General features: G+C 71.7%; 13 protein-coding genes. 7 read left to right on the top strand and 6 right to left on the bottom strand.

Annotation, left to right across the window (positions count from 1 at the left end; all coding sequences use genetic code 11):
- Window position 1: 1 nt before the first annotated feature.
- The gene (locus FD678_RS14150; RefSeq protein WP_140724835.1) at window positions 2-823 is read right to left on the bottom strand and encodes a 2-keto-4-pentenoate hydratase; all 822 of its coding nucleotides are present in this window, start codon (window positions 821-823) and stop codon (window positions 2-4) included.
- Between the two features lie 149 nt (window positions 824-972).
- Here FD678_RS14150 and FD678_RS14145 point away from each other — a divergent pair, with 149 nt between their 5' ends.
- The 4 genes from FD678_RS14145 to FD678_RS14130 are packed head-to-tail and all read left to right on the top strand — an operon-like array spanning window position 973 to window position 6878.
- Entirely contained in the window at window positions 973-2031 is a 1059-nt protein-coding gene (locus tag FD678_RS14145; RefSeq protein WP_140724832.1) for an alpha/beta hydrolase, read from the top strand.
- A complete protein-coding gene (locus FD678_RS14140) occupies window positions 2028-3653 on the top strand; it encodes a carboxylesterase/lipase family protein (protein WP_140724829.1) in 1626 nt (541 codons plus the stop codon). The genes FD678_RS14145 and FD678_RS14140 overlap by 4 nt, the downstream gene beginning before the upstream one ends.
- A gap of 14 nt (window positions 3654-3667) precedes the next feature.
- Entirely contained in the window at window positions 3668-4525 is an 858-nt protein-coding gene (locus tag FD678_RS14135) for a rhamnogalacturonan acetylesterase (protein WP_140724826.1), read from the top strand.
- Between the two features lie 10 nt (window positions 4526-4535).
- On the top strand, window positions 4536-6878 hold the full coding sequence (locus FD678_RS14130) for a glycoside hydrolase family 95 protein (RefSeq protein ID WP_140724822.1): 2343 nt from the start codon (window positions 4536-4538) through the stop codon (window positions 6876-6878).
- 382 nt (window positions 6879-7260) lie between these two features.
- Here the strand turns inward: FD678_RS14130 and FD678_RS14125 are convergent, their stop codons facing one another.
- Window positions 7261-9087, bottom strand: coding sequence for a DUF885 domain-containing protein (locus tag FD678_RS14125; protein WP_140724819.1), 1827 nt, complete (start codon window positions 9085-9087; stop codon window positions 7261-7263).
- 32 nt (window positions 9088-9119) lie between these two features.
- Complete coding sequence (locus FD678_RS14120; RefSeq protein ID WP_140724816.1) at window positions 9120-10043, bottom strand: LysR family transcriptional regulator; 924 nt, start codon at window positions 10041-10043, stop codon at window positions 9120-9122.
- A gap of 193 nt (window positions 10044-10236) precedes the next feature.
- Here FD678_RS14120 and FD678_RS14115 point away from each other — a divergent pair, with 193 nt between their 5' ends.
- From FD678_RS14115 to FD678_RS14105, 3 genes are all read left to right on the top strand, one after another.
- Complete coding sequence (locus FD678_RS14115; RefSeq protein ID WP_177497829.1) at window positions 10237-11421, top strand: MFS transporter; 1185 nt, start codon at window positions 10237-10239, stop codon at window positions 11419-11421.
- A 64-nt stretch (window positions 11422-11485) separates the two neighbouring features.
- Window positions 11486-12517, top strand: a complete 1032-nt coding sequence (locus FD678_RS14110) for an aldo/keto reductase (protein WP_140724810.1) — start codon at window positions 11486-11488, stop codon at window positions 12515-12517.
- A gap of 104 nt (window positions 12518-12621) precedes the next feature.
- The gene (locus FD678_RS14105; protein WP_140724807.1) at window positions 12622-13083 is read left to right on the top strand and encodes a hypothetical protein; all 462 of its coding nucleotides are present in this window, start codon (window positions 12622-12624) and stop codon (window positions 13081-13083) included.
- 205 nt (window positions 13084-13288) lie between these two features.
- Here the strand turns inward: FD678_RS14105 and FD678_RS14100 are convergent, their stop codons facing one another.
- Genes FD678_RS14100 through FD678_RS14090 form a run of 3 tightly spaced genes read right to left on the bottom strand, consistent with a single transcriptional unit; the run spans window position 13289 to window position 15376 of the window.
- Window positions 13289-14839 (bottom strand): PepSY-associated TM helix domain-containing protein, encoded by a 1551-nt coding sequence (locus tag FD678_RS14100; protein ID WP_140724803.1) that lies wholly within the window; start codon window positions 14837-14839, stop codon window positions 13289-13291.
- Window positions 14836-15108 (bottom strand): hypothetical protein, encoded by a 273-nt coding sequence (locus FD678_RS14095; RefSeq protein WP_140724800.1) that lies wholly within the window; start codon window positions 15106-15108, stop codon window positions 14836-14838. The genes FD678_RS14100 and FD678_RS14095 overlap by 4 nt, the downstream gene beginning before the upstream one ends.
- Window positions 15098-15376: a hypothetical protein gene (locus FD678_RS14090; RefSeq protein ID WP_140724797.1), complete on the bottom strand. Its 279-nt coding sequence runs from the start codon at window positions 15374-15376 to the stop codon at window positions 15098-15100. The genes FD678_RS14095 and FD678_RS14090 overlap by 11 nt, the downstream gene beginning before the upstream one ends.
- Window positions 15377-15388: the final 12 nt, after the last annotated feature.

Raw genomic sequence — 15388 nt, 5'->3', positions numbered from 1 at the left:
TTCAGCCGGCGGCGACCGCCCTGCACTGGATGTCGCCCCAGCCTTCGAAGCGGACCGTCGCCAGCTCGCCGACCTTGATGTCGTGGATGCCGGTGGCGTTGCCGGTGGCGATGAGGTCGCCGCGCTTCAACGGGCGGCCGCGCCGCGCCGAGCGGCCCAGCGCGAACGCGAACGCCGCGCGCAGGCCGCCGGGCAGCAGCGTGGCGCCGCCGGTGCCGACCGTCCGCCCCTCGATCAGCGTCTGCGCGCGCAGCGACCGTTCCTCGCGCGCGGGCCATTCCGGGATCTCCGGGCCGAGGATCAGGCCGTTGTTGTTGCCGAAGTCGGAGACCACCACGCGCGGGCCCAGCTCGTTGATCGTGGCCAACGGGCTGCTGGCGATCTCCACGCCCGTGAACAGGGTGGACGGTACCGCGGCCGCCTCCTCGGGCGTCCAGTGCAGCTTGCCGGCCGGCGCATCGGCGTCCAGGCGCAGCACGTACTCGGCCTCGACCGCGCCGAAGCCGCCGACGAACACCGGGAACTCGACGATGCCACCGGTGGCATCCCAGAGCGCGCGCGAGAAGATCGGGCCGAGCAGGCGGTCGTCGCCGGAATCGTCGCGACGCTCGGCGGCGATGTAGCCGACCTTCCAGCCGACCACCCGGTCCGGCCACTGGGCGATCGCCAGGTCCTGCACCCGGTAGGCGGTTTCGATGTCCACCGGGATCTCCCCGGGGAATCCGGGCAGCGACCGGCCTTCGCGCCGCGCCTGGACAAAGCGCTGGGCGATCCCGGACAGCGCGGACGGAGGCGAATCCTGTTTGCCGGCGTCGTGGTTCAAAGGGTTCCTCCTGGAGTTCGGACGGTTTGTTGCACTGCCCATCGACAGTGGCGTTGCGGTCTGTATATGGTAAACCGGTGTCATTGACAATGTGCAGTGCGGCAAAGCGCCCTGGCGCCGTGCCGCGGGGACCTTGGGAGGGGTTGTAGATGCACGCCAGCAGCACGCGAGGGCGCCGTCCGGCCGGGCGCCTGGCCTTGGCCTTGCTGTTCTTCGCGCCGGCCTGGCCGGCCCTGGCGCAACCGGCGGTCTCGGCGGACACCGCCGCCGAGGCGGCCAGCCGGATCGAGCTGTGGCCGGGCGGGCTCGCGCCGGGCGATGCGCCGTTGGCGATGCCGCAGCGCATCCTCGAGCGCAGCGCCGATCCGGCCTTGCCCGACCGCTATATCGAAGGCGTCGCCCGGCCCTACCTGGTGGTGTACCGACCGGCGCGGCCGAACGGCACCGCGCTGCTGGTCGCGCCCGGCGGCGGCTACCAGCGCATCGTGCTCGACAAGGAAGGTTCGGCGCTGGTGCCGGCGTTCGCCGAGGCCGGCGGGATCACCTTGTTCGTGCTGCGCTACCGGCTGCCGGGCGAGGGCCACCCGCAGGGCCGCGACGTGCCGTTGGCGGACGCGCAGCGCGCGATCCGGCTGATCCGCGCCCGCGCTGCCGCGTTCGGTATCGATCCACACCGGGTCGGCGTGATGGGCTTCTCCGCCGGCGGGCATGTCGCCGCCAGCCTCGGCACCCGCTTCGACGAACGCAGCTACCCGGTGCAGGACGCCGCCGATCGCCTGAGCGCGCGCCCGGACTTCCAGCTGCTGGTCTATCCGGTGATCGACATGGGCCAGGCATCGCGCTGCGCCGCCGCGGCGGGCGAATGCGAAGTCTCCGCACCCATCGCCCATCCCGGTTCGCGCCGGCACCTGCTCGGCGACGCGCCCGACGCCGGAACGGTGCGGCGCTACTCGCTGCAGAACCGGGTCGACGCGCGCGCGCCGCCCACCTTCCTGGTGCACGCGCAGGACGACGCCGTCGTGCCGGTGGAGAACAGCCTGCTGTTCTACGACGCGCTGCGCCGCGCCGGGGTGCCGGCGGAAATGCACCTGTTCCCGCGCGGCGGCCACGGTTTCGGCACGCGCGGCACCGCCGGCCTGACCACCGCGGCCTGGCCGCGGCTGGCGCTGGCCTGGATCGACAGCCTCCAAGAGGAAACGGCGAAATGAGCCACGACACGACATCGCACGACACCACCCGCCGCGGATTCCTGCGCGGCACCGCGCTGGGCGGGCTGGCGCTGGGCCTGGGCGCGCTCGCGCCCGGCGCGTTCGCCGCCGCCGGGTCGACCGCGCCGCTCGCCCGCGTGCGCGGCGGCCGCATCCGCGGCTACAGCGAACGCGGCGTGCACGTGTTCAAGGGCATCCCGTACGGCGCGGACACCGCCGCCTACCGCTTCCAGCCGCCGCGCCCGGAAGCGCCGTGGCAGGGCGTGCGCGACGCCACCGCCTACGGGCCCGCCGCGCCGCAGCCGAAGGCCGGCGGCGAGGCCACCAGCGAGGACTGCCTGTTCCTCAACGTATGGACGCCGGGCCTGCGCGACGGCGGCCGGCGCCCGATCCTGGTCTACATCCACGGCGGCGCCTACAACAACGGTTCCGGCAGCGACCCGCTCTACGACGGCGGCAACCTGTGCCGGCGCGGCGACGTGGTGGTGGTGACGGTCAACCACCGGCTCAACCTGTTCGGCTACCTGTACCTGGCGCAGCTGGGCGACGCGAGCTTCGCCGACTCGGGCAACGCCGGCCAGCTCGACCTGGTCGCCGCGTTGCAGTGGGTGCGCGAACACGCGGCCGAGTTCGGCGGCGACGCCGGCAACGTCACCCTGTTCGGCCAGTCCGGCGGCGGCGCCAAGATCGCCACGCTGATGGCGATGCCGGCGGCCAGGGGCCTGTTCCACCGCGCCTGGACGATGAGCGGGCAGCAGGTCACCGCGGCCGGCCCGCGCGCGGCCACGCAGCGCGCGCAGCTGGTGCTGGAGGCGCTGAAGATCGCGCCGGACCAGGTCGCCAGGTTGCGCACGCTGCAGGTCGCGGACCTGCTGAAGGCGGCGCAGGTCCGCGATCCGTCGCGCGCCGAGAGCACCTCGCTCTATCTCGGCCCGGTGCTCGATGCGCGCGCGCTGCCGGCGCATCCGTTCTGGCCGGAGGCGCCGGAGCAGTCGCGCGCGATCCCGATGGTGATCGGCAACACCCGCGACGAGACCCGCGCCTTCCTCGGCAACGACGAGGAGAACTTCGCGCTGGGCTGGGACGACCTGCCGGCGAAACTGCAGGCGCAGCAGTACGTCGACCTGCCGCCGCAGGTGGTGGTCGCGGAGTACCGCCGGCTGTATCCGCACTACACGCCCTCGGAGGTGTTCTTCGCCGCCACCACCGCCGGGCGCTCCTGGCGCGGCGCGGTCGAGGAACTGGAGGCGCGCGCGCGCCAGGGCGCGCCGACCTGGGCCTACCAGCTGGACTGGTACGCGCGCGGCGGTGCCAACGCGCGCCTGCGCGCCTTCCACACCCTGGACATCCCGCTGGTGTTCGACAACACCGCCGCGGCCGGCGCGCGCACCGGCGACGACGCCGACGCGCGCCGGATGGCCGCCGCGATGAGCGACGCCTTGCTCGCCTTCGCCCGCCGCGGCGACCCGAACCACGCCGGCCTGCCGGCATGGAAGCCCTATTCGCTGCCACGGCGCGAGACGATGGTGTTCGACAGCGACAGCCGCTTGCAGGACGACCCGCGCGGCGGCGAACGCCGGCTCTATGCGCAGGTGCCGTTCGTGCAGCGCGGTACGTTCTGACCCGGAGAGACCCGATGCGGAAGTTCATCCCGGTCTTGCCCCTGCTCTGCGCCGTCTCCGGCGCGCACGCCGCCGAGGACGCGATGCGGCCGCCGGTGGCGCCGATCCACGCCAGCAAGGTGATCCTGGTCGGCGACTCCACCACCGCGGTGCAGGGCGGCTGGGGGCCGGCGTTCTGCGCCGACCACGTCTCCTCGTTCCTGGCCTGCGTCAATCTCGCGCGCGGCGGGCGCAGCACCTACAACTACCGCGCCGAGGGGTCCTGGGACATCGCCCTGCACGAGATGCGCAGCGGCGGCTACGAGCGCACCTGGGTGCTGATCCAGTTCGGCCACAACGACCAGCCCGGCAAGCCCGGGCGCTCGACCGACCTGGCCGGCGAATTCCCCGCCAACCTGCGCCGCTACGTCGAGGAGACCCGCGCCGCCGGCGCGATCCCGGTACTGGTGACGCCGCTGACCCGGCGCCAGTTCCGCGACGGCCGCCTGATCGACGACCTCGGCCCCTGGGCCGAGGCGGTGCGCCGGGTCGCCGCGCAGATGCAAGTGCCGCTCATCGACCTGCACGCGCGCAGCCAGGCCCTGGTGCAAGGCATGGGCCCGGTGCTGGCGATGCGGCTGGCGCAGGCCCCGGCGACACCCGAGCAGGTGAGCGCCGCGCAGGCGGGCACCACCGTCGCCGCGGCGGCGCCCAACGCCCCTGCCTCCGCCGCGCCCCGGCAGGACAACGCCGCCGCCGAGCCGATGGGCCAGCCCAAGCGCGCCTTCGACTACACTCACCTCGGCCCGGAGGGTGCCGCGTTGTTCGCCGCGATCGTCGCCGACGAGCTCGCGCGCAACGTGCCGCAGATGCGCCGCATGCTGATTCCCTGAGACGATGCCGATGACCACGCGACGCGGGTTCCTCAAGTCCGGTGCGGCCGCCGCGCTGCTGGCGCAGTTGCCGGCCCTCGCCAAGGCGCAGGGCACGGTCGCCGCGGACGATGCGCTCACGCTGTGGTACCGGCAACCGGCGCGGCAATGGGTGGATGCGCTGCCTTTGGGCAACGGCCGCTTCGGCGCGATGGTGTGGGGCGGCACCGCGCGCGAACGGCTGCAGTTGAACGAGGACACGCTGTTCGCCGGCCAGCCCTACGACGCCAATCCGGCCGGCGCGCTGGACGCGTTGCCGCGGATCCGCGAACTGGTCTTCGCAGGGCGCTACGCCGAGGCCGAGGCGCTCGCCGATCGCACGATGATGTCGCAACCGGCGGGGCAAATGCCGTTCCAGGCGCTGGGCGACCTGTGGCTGGACCTCGACGGCCAGGGCGGCATTTCCGGCTACCGGCGCGAGCTCGACCTGGACCGGGCCCTGGTGCGCACGCGCTACCGCGCCGGCGACGCCACGCATACCCGGGAAAGCTTCATCTCGGCGCCCGACCAGTGCCTGGTGATGCGGCTGCGCTGCGACCGGCCCGGCCGCATCGACGGCTGGCTCTCGGCCGCCAGCGAACTGCCGCACGAGGTGGCGTCCGAAGGCGGCGAGCTGCGCATGGACGGCCGCAACGGCGAGCGCTCCGGCATTCCGGGCGGCCTGCGCACCTGCCTGCGCGTGCGGCTGCTGGCCCAGGGTGGACGGATCGCCGCCGAGGACGGGCGCCTGCGTTTCGACGGTTGCGACGAACTGGTGCTGATCGCCAGCGCAGCCACCAGCTATCGCCGCTACGACGACGTGTCCGGCGACCCGCAGGCGATCACGCGCGAGCGCCTGGATGCGGTCCGCGGCCGCTCGTACGAACAGCTGCTGCGCGCGCACCTGGACGATTACCAGCCGCTGTTCCGGCGGGTCTCGCTCGACCTGGGCGGCCACGACGCGCACCGGCGCGCCACCGATGCGCGCGTGGCGGAGGAAACCGACGATCCAGCGCTGGCGGCGCTGTACTTCCAGTTCGGTCGCTACCTGCTGATCGCCAGCTCGCGACCGGGCACGCAGCCGGCCAACCTGCAAGGCATCTGGAACGACCTGCAGGACCCGCCGTGGTCGAGCAAATGGACGCTCAACATCAATGCCGAGATGAACTACTGGCCGGCGCAGGCGACCGCGCTGGCCGAGTGCGTCGAGCCGCTGGAAGCGATGGTGCGCGACCTCGCCGAGACCGGCCGGCGCACGGCGCAGCGCATGTACGGCGCACCGGGCTGGGTGGTCCACCACAACACCGACCTGTGGCGCCAGGCCAGCCCGGTGGACGCCGCGCGCTTCGGCATCTGGCCGATGGGCGGCGCCTGGCTGCTGCAACCGCTGTGGGACCACTGGGACTACGGCCGCGACCTGGATTACCTGCGCCGCGTATACCCGTTGTTCCGCGGCGCGGCCGAGTTCTACGCCGCGGTGCTGGTGGAGGATCCGCGCACCGGCGAGCTGGTCACCAATCCGTCGATGTCGCCGGAGAACCCGCACCCGCATGGCTCCACCCTGTGCGCGGGCCCGGCGATGGATTCGCAGTTGCTGCGCGACCTGTTCGGGCAGTGCATCGAGGCGGCGCGGCGGCTCGGGCAGGATGACGGTTTCGCGGCCAGGCTGGCGACCCTGCGCGCGCGGCTGGCGCCGGACCGCATCGGCCAAGCCGGGCAGTTGCAGGAATGGCGCGAGGACTGGGACATGCAGGCGCCCGAACCGCACCATCGCCACGTCTCGCACCTCTACGCGTTGCATCCGTCCAGCCAGATCAACGTGCGCGACACGCCCGAGCTGGCCGCCGCGGCCCGCCGCTCGCTGGAACTGCGCGGCGACGATGCCACCGGCTGGGGCATCGGCTGGCGCCTGAACCTGTGGGCACGCCTGCGCGACGGCGAGCACGCGCACAAGATCCTGCGCATGCTGCTGGCCCCGGCGCGGACCTATCCCAACCTGTTCGACGCGCACCCGCCTTTCCAGATCGACGGCAACTTCGGCGGCACCGCCGGCATCGCCGAGATGCTGCTGCAGAGCTGGGGCGGCACGATCTTCCTGCTGCCAGCGCTGCCGAAGGCCTGGCCCGACGGCGAAGTCCGCGGCCTGCGCGCACGCAATACCGCCACCGTCGGCCTGCGCTGGCGCAACGGCGGGCTCGACCGCGTGGACCTGGCCAGCGCCAAGGGCGGCCGCTACCGGCTCGACCACGCCGGCACCACCAGCGAGTGGACGTTGCGGGCAGGGCAGGCGATTGCGCTGCGCTGGGATGGAGCGAGGTTGGTGCGCGAGGGTTAGAGGGTTGCTGGCAATGCGCTGGTACTGAGCGGCAACGGTAAAGCCGTCGGGACTGAAGTCCCTTCCACAAAGCCAAAACACCGGCTGTTGCTGTTAAAGCTTTTGCCTTTATTGATTGCCAACAGCCCCAAAAAGCCAAAGAAAAGCCCGTGGATGATCAGCCGTTCGGCTGCTGAAAAGCGCTTCCCGCTATCGCGGCGATGACGATAGATCGCGAGGCTTCGCCCGTACTCTCATCCGCCCCTTCGGGGCACCTCGCTTCGCGCCCCGGCCTGGCGCAGCGCGCCAGGCGTTCAGGCGTGTGCGAACCCATGGTTCGCAAGCAACACGCCCTCACCCCATAGGGAGAAGGGATCAGCGGATCTCGATCCCCGCCCACACATCACCCCGTCCCCTTAACCTCCGCCACCCACGCATCCACCTCCCGCTCCAACAACGGCAACGGCACCACCCCGGTCAACAACACCCGGTTGTGGAACTGGCGCGGATCGAACCGATCCCCCAGCGCCGCGCGCGCCTTGTCGCGCAAGCGGATGATCTCCAGCTGCCCGATCTTGTACGAGGTCGCCTGCCCCGGGAACACCACGTAACGATCCACCTCGGAACGCTCGATGCCGTAGTCGATCGCCTGCTGGCGCGTCCACTTCATCGCGTGCAGCCCCGTATCGACCACCAACCTCCGCGCGCGGAACAGCTCCGCATCCAGCTGGCCGAGCAGGCCGGTCGGATCGCCTTCGTACCAGCCGTTCTCCGCCGCCAGGCGTTCGGCATACAGCGCCCAGCCCTCGCTGAAGGCGGAGATGCCGCCCAGCGCGCGGGTCTGGCGGAACTTCGGCAACGCCTTGTTCTCCACCGACAGCGCGATCTGGAAGTGATGCCCGGGCACCGTCTCGTGGTAGGTCAGTGTGCGCAGGCCGAAGCGGGTCAGGCGCTCCGGGCGCAGCGGCATCTGGAACACGCCCGGGCGCGAACCGTCCAGCGGCGGCGCGGTATAGCTGGCGGCGGCGCTCTTCCAGCGGAATTCCGGGTACGGCCGCGCGATCACTTCGCTCTTGGGCACGATGTCGAACAGCGCCGCCGAGCGCTTCTGCGCGTCGGCGATCATCCCGTCGATGTCGGCCATGATCGCCTTGCGGCCGGCATCGTCGTCCGGGTAGGCCAGGTCCTTCTCCAGCCGGGCGATGCGCTCCTTGACGCTGCCCCGGTCGCGCCCGATCGAGCGCAGGATGCGGTCCATCTCGCCCTCGATGCGCGCCACCTCGCGCAGGCCGATCTCGTGGATCTGCCGCGGGTCCAGGCCGGTCGAGGTGAAGCGGCGCAGCTGGTAGCGGTAATAGGCCTCGCCATCGGGCAGGCGCCAGGCGCCGGCGTCGTCGCTCGCCTGCCCGCGCTGCCGCTCCAGCACCGCGATCGCCTGCCGCCAGGCCGGGTAGACCTGCCCGGCCACGATCTTCGCGGCCTGCGCGACGAAGTCCGCGCGCTGCGCCGCATCGACGCCCTGCGCCGATCGCAGCTTGGTGTCCAGCGTCGTCACCAGAGGATTGCGCTCCGGCGGCGACGAGACGAACTGGCGCATCTGCGCGATCGTCTCGTCGATGATGAAGCGCGGCGGCAGGATGCCCTTGGCGGCGCCGTCCTCGGCGCGCTGCACCGCCTCGCCCATCCGCGCCTGGAACAGCGACAGGCGCGCGAGGTAGTTGTCCGCGTCGCGCGCGCTGCCCAGCGGGTGCACCACCGTCATCAGGTTGGGCAGCTGGACGTTGGCGCCGTTCATCTGCTGCAGCGGGAAATCGTGGTCGATGTACTTCTCGCCGTCGACGATCGCCTGCAACTGCCAGGCCATCAGCTCGGCCGATACCCGCTGCGTATCGCTCATCGCGCCGCGGTCGAACTGCCCGAGCCGCTCCAGTCCCTGCCGCGCCAGCGCCACGCTCTCGCGCTCGAACGCGGCGGTCATCGGCGTGATCTGGCGGTCCAGGCGCGCCTGTTCCTCGCCGTCGAAATAGCGGCTGGCGGTCGCGGCCGAAGGCTGCCTGCGCATCCACGCATCGCTGAACTCGGCGAAGAACGCGTCGATCGACGCGGCCGGCGCGGCGGCCGACGGCGCCGGGGCGTCCGGCCGCGATGCGGCGCGGTCGCAGCCGGCGAGCAGCGCGGTGGCCAGGGCGAGGCCGAGGACGAGCGGTCGGGACAGGGCGTGCGCGGGCATGGACTTCCTCGGTCGAAGGGAACCGGTCGATCTTACCGGGCCGTCACGGCCGGTTTCTCCCAAGGCGCATCGCCCAGGTGCCGGATCAGGAACTCGACGAAGCTGCGCACCCGCGGCGGCTGCAGGCGCCGCGCCGGCATCAGCGCGTTGATCTGGGTCGTCGGTGGCGGGTAGTCCGGCAGCACCACCGCCATCCGCCCGGCGCGCAGGTCGTCGGCGATGTGCCACAGCGAATGCACCGCGATGCCCTGGTCGGCCAGCACCGCATCGCGCAGCAGTTCGCCGAAGTTGCTCTCGAAGCGGCTTTCCATGCGCACCTTGACCGTGCCGCCCTCGGGCGTGGTCAGCGTCCACACGTCCTGGCGCCCGTCGCGGCCCATCAGCAGCACGCCGGCATGGCCGGCCAGTTCCTCCGGCGTGCGCGGGGTGCCGTGGCGGCGCAGGTAGCCCGGCGAGGCGCACAGCACCCGGCGGTTTTCGGCGATGCGGCGCGCGACCAGCCCGGAATCGCCGAGCGGCCCGATCCGGATCGCCAGGTCGAAGCCTTCCTTGACCAGGTCGACCAGGTCGTCGCTCAGGTGCGCGCTGATCCGCACGCCCGGGTGCAGCGCCTGGAACTCCGGCAGCAGCGGCGAGACGTACTGCTGGCCGAACGACGCCGACATCGTCACCCGCAGCGTGCCGGACACGCCTTGCGCGCTCTCGCGCAGGCCCTCGGCCAGCGCTTCCAGGTCCTGCACCAGCACCCGCCCGCGCTCGGCCAGGGCCTGGCCCTCCGGGGTGGGATGCAGGCGGCGCGTGGTCCGGTGCAGCAGGCGCACGCCCAGTTCGCGCTCCAGCCGCTTCAGGCGCTGGCTGGCCACCGCCACCGACAGGTCCAGGCTGCGTGCGGCGGCGCTGATCGAGCCGAGGTCGAGCACGCGCAGGAACAGGGCGATATCGCCGATCCGGTCCATGATTTTCAACGGAATGTTGAAGGTATTTCAGGATACCAGGGGTTTTTGCGAATAAATCCTGGGCGCAGGCTGTGCCCCTTTCCGATCCTCCGGTTCGCATCCCGTCGCCCCCGGGCGCCGCCGGGAGCGGCGCGGCTTCCCCCTGTTCGAGTTCAAGGACCCTTCCATGGACATTCCCGCCTCACGCAACCGCATGCCGCTGGCCGTGTACGCCCTGACCGCGGGCGCCTTCGGCATCGGCACCACCGAGTTCGTCATCATGGGCCTGCTGATGCAGGTCGCCGCCGACCTGCACGTGTCCATCGCCAGCGCCGGGCTGCTGATCTCCGGCTATGCGCTGGGCGTGTTCGTCGGCGCGCCGCTGCTCACCGCGGCCACCGGCCGGCTGCCGCGCAAGGCGGTGCTGGTGGCGCTGATGGTGGTGTTCACGCTCGGCAACCTGGCCTGCGCGCTGGCGCCGAGCTATCCGCTGCTGATGGCCGCGCGCGTGCTCACCTCGCTCGCGCACGGCACCTTCTTCGGCGTCGGCGCGGTGGTCGCCACCTCGCTGGTGGACGAGGACCGCAAGGCCTCGGCGATCTCGATCATGTTCACGGGGCTGACCGTGGCTACCCTTCTCGGCGTACCGGCCGGCGCCTGGCTGGGCCTGCAGTTCGGCTGGCGCTCCACGTTCTGGGCCGTGGCCGCGATCGGCGCGGTCGCCACCGTGGTGATCGCGACGCTGGTGCCGCACGACCGCGCCACGCACGCGCCGTCGTCGCTGCGCCGCGAGGTCGCCACGGTACTGAGGCCGCAGGTGCTGCTGGGCCTGCTGATGACCGTGCTCGGCTTCGGCGGCATGTTCACCGTCTACACCTATATCCAGCCGCTGCTGACCGAGGTCGCCGGCTTCGCCGACGCGGCGGTGTCGCCGATCCTGCTGGTGTTCGGCGTCGGCATGATCGTCGGCAACCTGCTCGGCGGGCGCCTGGCCGACCGCAGCCTGCGGCCGGCGCTGCTCGGCACCCTGTCCGGACTGGCGCTGGTGATGGGCCTGATGGGATTCGTGCTGCACAGCCAGTGGGCGATGGTGCTGTTCACCGGCCTGCTCGGCGCCGCCGCGTTCGCCACGGTGTCGCCGCTGCAGCTGTGGGTGCTGCAGAAGGCCGAAGGCGCGCAGAGCCTGGCGTCGAGCCTGAACATCGGCGCGTTCAACCTGGGCAACGCCTTCGGCGCCTGGCTCGGCGGCGCGGTGATCGCGCACGGTGCCGGCCTGACCCCGCTGCCGTGGATCGGCGCGCTGGTGCCCGCGTCCGCGCTGCTGGTGGCGTGGTGGGCGATCCGCCTGGAGCGCGGCACGGCCGTGTCGCGCGCCATCGAATGCAACGAAGCCGGTTGATCGGTCGATTGCCCGTCGTTCTCTTCTGCCGACTCTTCTGCTGATTTCACCCAAGGAAATCCCGATGGAAACCCGTTTGCTCGGCCGTTCCGGCCTCAAGGTCCCTGTGCTCGGCTTCGGCGCCGGCACTTTTGGCGGCAAGGGACCGCTGTTCTCCGCCTGGGGCGATACCGGCGTCGAACAGGCCCGGCGCATGATCGACCTGTGCCTGGAGGCCGGCCTGAACCTGTTCGACACCGCCGACGTGTACTCCGACGGCGCCTCCGAGGAGATCCTCGGCGCGGCGCTGCAGGGCCGTCGCGAGCAGGTGCTGATCTCGACCAAGACCGGCCTGCGCCTGGGCGAGGGCCCCAACGATGCCGGCGCCTCCCGCTTGCGCCTGCTGCGCGCGGTGGATGCCTCGCTCAAGCGCCTGCGCACCGACTACATCGACCTGCTGCAGTTGCATGCCTTCGACGCGATGACGCCGCTGGAGGAAACCCTGTCCACGCTCGACGGCCTGGTGCGCGCCGGCAAGGTGCGCTACCTGGGCGCGTCCAACTACGCCGGCTGGCAGCTGATGAAGGCGCTGTCGCTGGCCGATACCCATGGCTGGTCGCGCTTCGTCGCCAACCAGGCCTATTACTCGCTGGCCGGGCGCGACTACGAGTGGGAGCTGATGCCGCTCGGCCTGGACCAGGGCGTCGGCGCGGTGGTGTGGAGTCCGCTCGGCTGGGGCCGGCTGACCGGCAAGCTGCGTCGCGGCCAGCCGCTGCCCGAGCGCAGCCGGTTGCACGCGACCGCGTCGATCGGCCCGGCGATCGACGACGAACGCCTGTTCGGCATCGTCGACGTGCTCGACGCGATCGCCGCCGAGACCGGCCGCAGCATCCCCCAGGTGGCGATCAACTGGCTGCTGCAGCGCCCGACCGTGAGCACGGTGCTGATCGGCGCGCGCGACGAAGCGCAGTTGCGCGACAACCTCGGCGCGGTGGGCTGGTCGCTGAGCCCCGACCAGGTCGCGCGGCTGGACGCCGCCAGCGCGGTGGAGCCGCCTTATCCGTACTACCCGTACTGGCGCGGCCAGTTCGCCGAACGCAGCCCCGTGCCGGTCTGACCGGTCCCCGCGGGCACCCCCTACAATGCGCCTTCCGGCGGCCTGGCCGCCGGAGTTTTGCCGCCAGCGCAGGCCGGCGGCTTGCCGTCGATTGAGGGGCCCCCATGAAACCGATCCATCGCGGCGCCTTGCCGGCCCTGCTGCTGGCGCTGTCGGCCTGCAAGCCGCAGCCCGCCGCGCCGCCCGTCGCGCCATCCCCCGAACCGCCGGCGCGGCCGCTGGTCAGCGCGCCGCAGGCTCCCCTGCACGAAGCGCACGTACGCGACGCCGAACAGGCCTTGCAACGGCTGACCGCACGCCTGGAACGCGACAAGGTGTACCCGGACGCATGCAACGCCTACGTGCTCGAGAGCGGCGATGGCGACGGCGACCGGAGCTTCGATATCGCCGTACGCGAACGCCACGGCGAGGGCTGCCCTGGCGACCCGCAGACCACCCCGGTACGCGACCGCTTCAGGGTCGGCCGCAACGGCAGGATCCACTGGTACGACCCGATCGAAGGCGAATTCGTCGATTACGCCGAACGCGCGCAACGCCTGAAGGCCCTGGGCGCCACCGGGATCTGATCTTTCGTCCCTCGGATGAGGCTGCGTCCGTTGTCTCGTGCAAGCTTGGCCGCGGCCGTTGTGGGAGCGGCTTCAGCCGCGACGGGGCTTTGCCGAGGCGCTCCCTCCCACAAAGGTCCTATTCCCTATCGATTACCGGCAAGGCCCCATCTCGGCCGAAGCCGCTCCCACAACGGCCGCTCTCAGGGTTTGGAAGAAGGCCCGCTTACTCAAGCCGTACCGGCAACGCCCAGACGCTATTGGGATCACCTCCACGAGCACGCCGCAGACTCGCCCGCGCCATCGCCCAGTACGCCCAGGCCAGGACCAACGCGCACGCGTCCACCGCCAGGACGACCATGTCGTTCCATGGCATGACCCAGCCATTCGCACCGAACAGCCCCGCCACCGGCACCAGCGCCGTCGCCAGCGCGCACAGCAGCAACAACTCATAGGCGCCGCGCGCCGTCGGCCGCAGCAGCGCCCACGCCAAGCTGCCCAGGAACACCGCGTAATAGACCAGCTTCTCCTGCCCCGGCGGCAACAGGCGCGCCGCCACGAACAGCGCCGACACGCCCGCCACGCACCCCAGGCATACGCCCACGGTCAGCCGCGCCATCGCGTGCGTGCGCGCCGGCTGCTCCGGCTGGCGGCGCTTGCGCCGCGCTTCCACCCACAGCAGGTTGCCGCTGTAGAACAGGAACGCGCCGCCGAGCCCGAGCAGGAAGTACAGCCATTGCAGCGGCGCATGGCCGAAATTGCCGAAGTGCAAGGCCTGCAGGCCGCGCAACGACGCCACGCCCGGCGACATCGTGCGCGGCTCGAGCACGTTCAGCACCTTGCCCGTGGCCGCTTCCATCGCCACGCCGCCGAGCGTGTTGAGCCGGCGCTGCTCGTTGTGCCCGTATACCTCCACGCGCGCGTTGGCATCGCCGGCATCGTGGAACGACAGGCTCTCGGGCACCAGGCCGGGGCTGGCCTCGCGCGCGCGCCGCAGCAGCTCGGCGACCGGCAACGCCGGCGCCTTCACGCGGGCGGGCTCGACGTGCGGGGTCAGCTCGAAATCCGCTTCCAGCACCTGCATCAGCTTGCCGCCGAACACCAGGTACTGGAACGGCGCCAGCAGCAGCACGCCCAGGCACAGCACCGCGCCGGACCACGCGAAGACCACGTGGAACGGCAGCGACAGCACGCCGATCACGTTGTGCGCGTCCTGCCACAGCCGCTTGACGTTGCGCCCCAGCCGCAGCGCGAACAGGTCCTTCAGGAACGCCGGCGCGTAGATCACCACGCCGCTGACCAGCGCCAATCCATAGAGGATGCAGACCACGCCGAACAGGTAGGTGCCGAACGTGCGCGGCAGGCCGGCGGTGAAGTGCAGGTCGTAGAGGAAATCGACGAAGCCGACCCGCCAGGGCCGCCGTTCCACCCCGCCATCGGCTCCCGGCTCGAACATCACGACCCCGCCGAACGCGTTCTCCGCCGCCGGGCCGAACGCGTAGAGCCGCGGCACCGGGCCGTGCTCGCCGGCCAGGATCAGCGAGAACGACTCGGCCAGCGCCGGATGCCGGGCCAGCACGCCGTCGAGCAGGGCCTGCGCGGATCGTTCCGGCGGTTGCGCCGGCACGGTCGCCGCGGGCCGGCGCTGCCAATCGCCGAGCTCGTGGGTGAACACGGTGATCGCGCCGGCGTAGAACGCGATGAACAGCGCCATGCCGGCGAGCAGGCCGGTCCAGGTATGCAGCGACAGGAAGCTGCGCAGCGTCGCGGCCTTCATGCGCCCAGCTCCGTCCAGCCCAGCGCCTTGACCGCATACAACGCGGCGTAGCACAGCAGCGTCGCACCGCCAAGCCATGCCCAGGCGCGCGCGCCGCTGCGGCAGGCGAACGCCAGTGCCATCGCGCCGATCCATGCCGGGAACGACAGCAGCAGCCACGGCAACGTATGCACCTGCAGCGGCCCCGGCCACAGCAGGACGATCAGGCCGACCAACCCGGTGGACAGTGGCAGGCCGAGCAGGATCGCGGCGGACCATTTACCCGGCATGGCCACGCTCCCGGCGCACGCGGCGCCACGCATCGAGATAGGGCAGCAGCACCGCGCCGAGCATGAAGGCGGTCAGCGCGGAGAACACGCCGGCCCAGGTCCCGAGCGCGGCGATCGCCGCGGCCAGCGCCAAGGCGGCCAGCAGCCAGCCCAGGCCGCGCAGCGCGCGTGCATGCGCGCGCCAGCCCGGGCGCAGTTGCTGGTGCGCGGTGGCCAGGTAGAACGCCAGCGCCGAGGCCAGCGAGGACAGGAGATAGAGAAGGGTCATGCGTGTGGCTCC

The sequence above is a fragment of the Pseudomonas sp. Hp2 genome, assembly GCF_006386585.1.
GTDB lineage: Bacteria > Pseudomonadota > Gammaproteobacteria > Xanthomonadales > Xanthomonadaceae > Pseudomonas_S > Pseudomonas_S boreopolis.
This window is presented reverse-complemented; position numbering and strand designations above follow the sequence as displayed.